The organism is Ramlibacter sp. (assembly GCF_035706265.1).
GTDB lineage: Bacteria > Pseudomonadota > Gammaproteobacteria > Burkholderiales > Burkholderiaceae_C > Ramlibacter.
Genome location: NZ_DASSVG010000467.1, coordinates 1 through 3,376, shown reverse-complemented (window position 1 = coordinate 3,376; position 3,376 = coordinate 1). Strand labels below are relative to the sequence as shown.

3 protein-coding genes and 1 pseudogene are annotated in these 3,376 nt (G+C 67.9%); 2 read left to right on the top strand and 2 right to left on the bottom strand.

Annotated elements, in window-relative coordinates:
* Nucleotides 1–51: 51 nt before the first annotated feature.
* On the bottom strand, nt 52–621 hold the full coding sequence (locus tag VFM98_RS16850) for an RNA pyrophosphohydrolase (protein WP_325111055.1): 570 nt from the start codon (nt 619–621) through the stop codon (nt 52–54).
* 91 nt (nt 622–712) lie between these two features.
* Here VFM98_RS16850 and VFM98_RS16845 point away from each other — a divergent pair, with 91 nt between their 5' ends.
* Together VFM98_RS16845 and VFM98_RS16840 are read left to right on the top strand one after the other, a co-directional pair.
* The gene (locus tag VFM98_RS16845) at nt 713–2,458 is read left to right on the top strand and encodes a proline--tRNA ligase (RefSeq protein WP_325111054.1); all 1,746 of its coding nucleotides are present in this window, start codon (nt 713–715) and stop codon (nt 2,456–2,458) included.
* Nucleotides 2,455–3,096 (top strand): lytic transglycosylase domain-containing protein, encoded by a 642-nt coding sequence (locus VFM98_RS16840; protein WP_325111053.1) that lies wholly within the window; start codon nt 2,455–2,457, stop codon nt 3,094–3,096. Before VFM98_RS16845 ends, VFM98_RS16840 begins: the two co-directional genes overlap by 4 nt.
* A gap of 109 nt (nt 3,097–3,205) precedes the next feature.
* Here VFM98_RS16840 and VFM98_RS16835 read toward each other — a convergent pair.
* Nucleotides 3,206–3,376: pseudogene (locus VFM98_RS16835) on the bottom strand (AAA family ATPase); the annotation flags it as partial.

Genomic DNA, 3,376 nt, shown 5'->3' with positions numbered 1-3,376 from the left:
GTCAATGAAGCCGAGCTGATCCACCGGACCAACCTCGTCCTGAGCTGAGCACTACGACTCCGGCTGCGGTTCGGTCGGCGGCTCGGCGCCGGCTTCGTCGCGGCGGTGCGGCCGCATGCCGGAGCGCAGGTAACGGTTGTGGTGATTCGGCCGCGGCAGGTAGCGCGCGAGCTCGGTGAGCGCCATCTGGTAGACGTTGCGCTTGAACTCGATCACTACATCCAGGGGCACCCAGTAGTCGTTCCAGCGCCAGGCGTCGAACTCCGGATGGTTGGTCGCGCGCAGGTTCAGGTTGTGGTCCTGCCCCATCAGCTGCAGCAGGAACCAGATCTGCTTCTGCCCCTTGTAGTGGCCGCGCGCGTCGCGCCGGATGTAGCGCTCGGGAACCTCGTAGCGCAGCCAGTCGCGCGTGCGGGCGACGATGCGCACATGCTCCGGCTTCAACCCGATTTCCTCGTGCAGTTCCCGGAACATGGCCTGTTCGGGGCTTTCGCCGCGGTCGATGCCGCCTTGCGGGAACTGCCAGCTGTGCGTCCGGATGCGTTTGCCCCAGAACACCTGGTTTTTCTGGTTGAGCAGGACAATGCCGACGTTGGGCCTGAAGCCGTCCCGGTCAAGCATAATCAACCCCAAATCTTTGAACTGAACCCATTATGCATGGCGCCCCTGCGCGCTGGAAGGGTTCAGCGTCCCACCCTCCCGGTCCCATTTGATGAGAGCCTCGCAGTTCCTGATTTCCACGCTGAAGGAAGCCCCCGCCGACGCCGAAGTCGCCAGCCACAAGCTGATGATGCGCTCCGGCATGATCAAGAAGCTGGGTGCCGGCATCTACACCTACATGCCCATGGGCCTGCGCGTCATCCGCAAGGTGGAGGCGATCGTGCGCGAGGAAATGAATCGCGCCGGTGCCGTCGAATGCACGATGCCCGTGATCCAGCCGGCGGAGCTGTGGCAGGAGACCGGGCGCTTCGACAAGATGGGTCCCGAGCTGCTGCGCATCAAGGACCGGCACGAGCGCGACTTCGTCGTGCAGCCCACCAGCGAGGAAGTCGTCACCGACATCGCCCGGCAGGAGTTGCGCAGCTACAAGCAGCTGCCGAAGAACCTGTACCAGGTGCAGACCAAGTTCCGCGACGAGCGCCGTCCGCGCTTCGGCCTGATGCGCGGGCGCGAATTCATCATGAAGGACGCCTACAGCTTCGACCGCGACCAGGCCGGCGCCAAGAAAAGCTACGAGATCATGGCGCAGGCCTACCGCCGCATCTTCGACCGCTTCGGCCTGCGCTACCGCGCGGTGGCGGCGGACAGCGGCGCCATCGGCGGCGACCTGTCGGAGGAATTCCAGGTGATCGCCGCCACCGGCGAGGACGCGATCGTCTACTGCCCGCAAAGCGAGTACGCGGCCAACATGGAGAAGGCCGAGGCGCTGGCGCCGGCCGGTCCGCGCCCCGAAGCGAAGCAGGCGCTGCAGAAGGTGCCCACGCCGGGCAAGGCCACCTGCGAGGAAGTGGCGGAACTGCTGAAGGTGCCGCTGGCCACCACGGTGAAGTCGATCGTGCTGGCCACCGACAAGCTCGATCACCAGGGCATGGTGGCGGGCACGCAGGTGTGGCTGCTGCTGCTGCGCGGCGACCACGACATGAACGAGATCAAGGTCGGCAAGGTGCCGGGGCTGGACGCCGGCTTCCGCTTCGCGACCGTGCCGGAGATCCTGGAGCACTTCGGCGCCAAGCCCGGCTACCTGGGCCCGATCGGCCTGAAGAAGCCGGTGCAGATCGTGGCCGACCGCGAGGTGGCCGCGATGGCCGACTGGATCTGCGGCGCCAACGAGGAAGACTTCCACATCGCCGGCGTCAACTGGGGCCGCGACCTGCCCGAGCCCGCGCTCGTGGCCGACATCCGCAACGTGGTCGAAGGCGACCTCTCGCCGGACGGCAAGGGCCGGCTCGTCATCGAGCGCGGCATCGAGGTGGGCCACATCTTCTATCTCGGCACCAAGTACTCGAAGGCGATGGAGGCCACCTTCCTCGACGAGGACGGCAAGCCCAAGGTGTTCGAGATGGGCTGCTACGGCATCGGCATCACGCGCCTGCCGGCCGCCGCCATCGAGCAGAACCACGACGAGCGCGGCATCATCTGGCCGGACGCCATCGCGCCCTTCACCGTGGTGGTGTGTCCGATCGGCATGGACCGCAGCGCGGAGGTGAAGGCCGCCGCGCAGAAGCTGCACGACGAGCTCGCGGCCGCGGGCGTCGACGTCATGCTGGACGACCGCGGCGAGCGCCCGGGCGCGATGTTCGCCGACTGGGAGCTGATCGGCGTGCCGCACCGCGTGGTGATCTCGGACCGCGGCTTGAAGGAAGGCCAGCTGGAATACCAGCACCGCCGCGACAGCGCCGCGACCAAGGTGCCTGCCGGCGAGATCGCCGCCTTCGTGAAGGGACGGCTCGCGGCGTGAGCCTCACGCGCAGGAGCATCCTCGTCCCGGCGCTCGGCGCGCTGGCGGGGCCCCTGCTGCCGCGGCTGGCGCACGCCGGCGCGCAGGTGGAGGAGCCGCTGGCCGACGCGGTGCGCACGGCGCTCACTTCGGCGGTGGCCCACGGCGCGCCGCCGGTGCCCGTGTTCGGCGACATCGAGGCGCGCCTGAAGTACCTGCGCTGGCTGGGCGCCATGAGCCACAAGCTCAAGGCCCGCAAGGCGGACTGGGACGAGCGGCGCGAATTCCTGCAGACCGTCTGGTACGAGAGCCGCCGCGCGGGCCTGGATACCGGCCTGGTGCTGGGGCTGATCCAGGTGGAAAGCGCGTTCCGCAAGTTCGCGGTGAGCCCGGTGGGCGCGCGCGGCTACATGCAGGTGATGCCGTTCTGGACGCGCGTGATCGGCAACGGCGACGCGTCGAGCCTGTTCCACATGCAGACCAACCTGCGCTTCGGCTGCGTGATCCTGCGCCACTACCTCGATCGCGAGGCAGGCGACCTGTACTTCGCCCTGGGCCGCTACAACGGCAGCCGCGGCCGCCCCGCCTATCCCAACGCAGTGTTCCGCGCCGCGAAGCACTGGGAGTGGGCCGACCCGGAGCGGGTGCCTGGCGCGTAGGGGAGCCAGACTTCCGGACGCAAAGGGCGCAAAGGCTTCGCAAAGGACGCAAAGAAGACATCGTCCATGGATGTCCTTTTTTTGCGTCCTTTGCGTCCGGCTGTCGGGCTTACTGCACGAACCCGATCTTCGTCTTCCCGTTCGAGCACTTCGGCAGGTCGGCGGTCTCGATCGCCTCGCGCTGCGCCAGGCGCGCGTTGCCGAAGCCCGTCATGAGCGCGCGGCGCATCTCGCGCGGCGCCAGTTCGGCCAGGCAGTCCAGCACGTCGTCGGCCGGCTC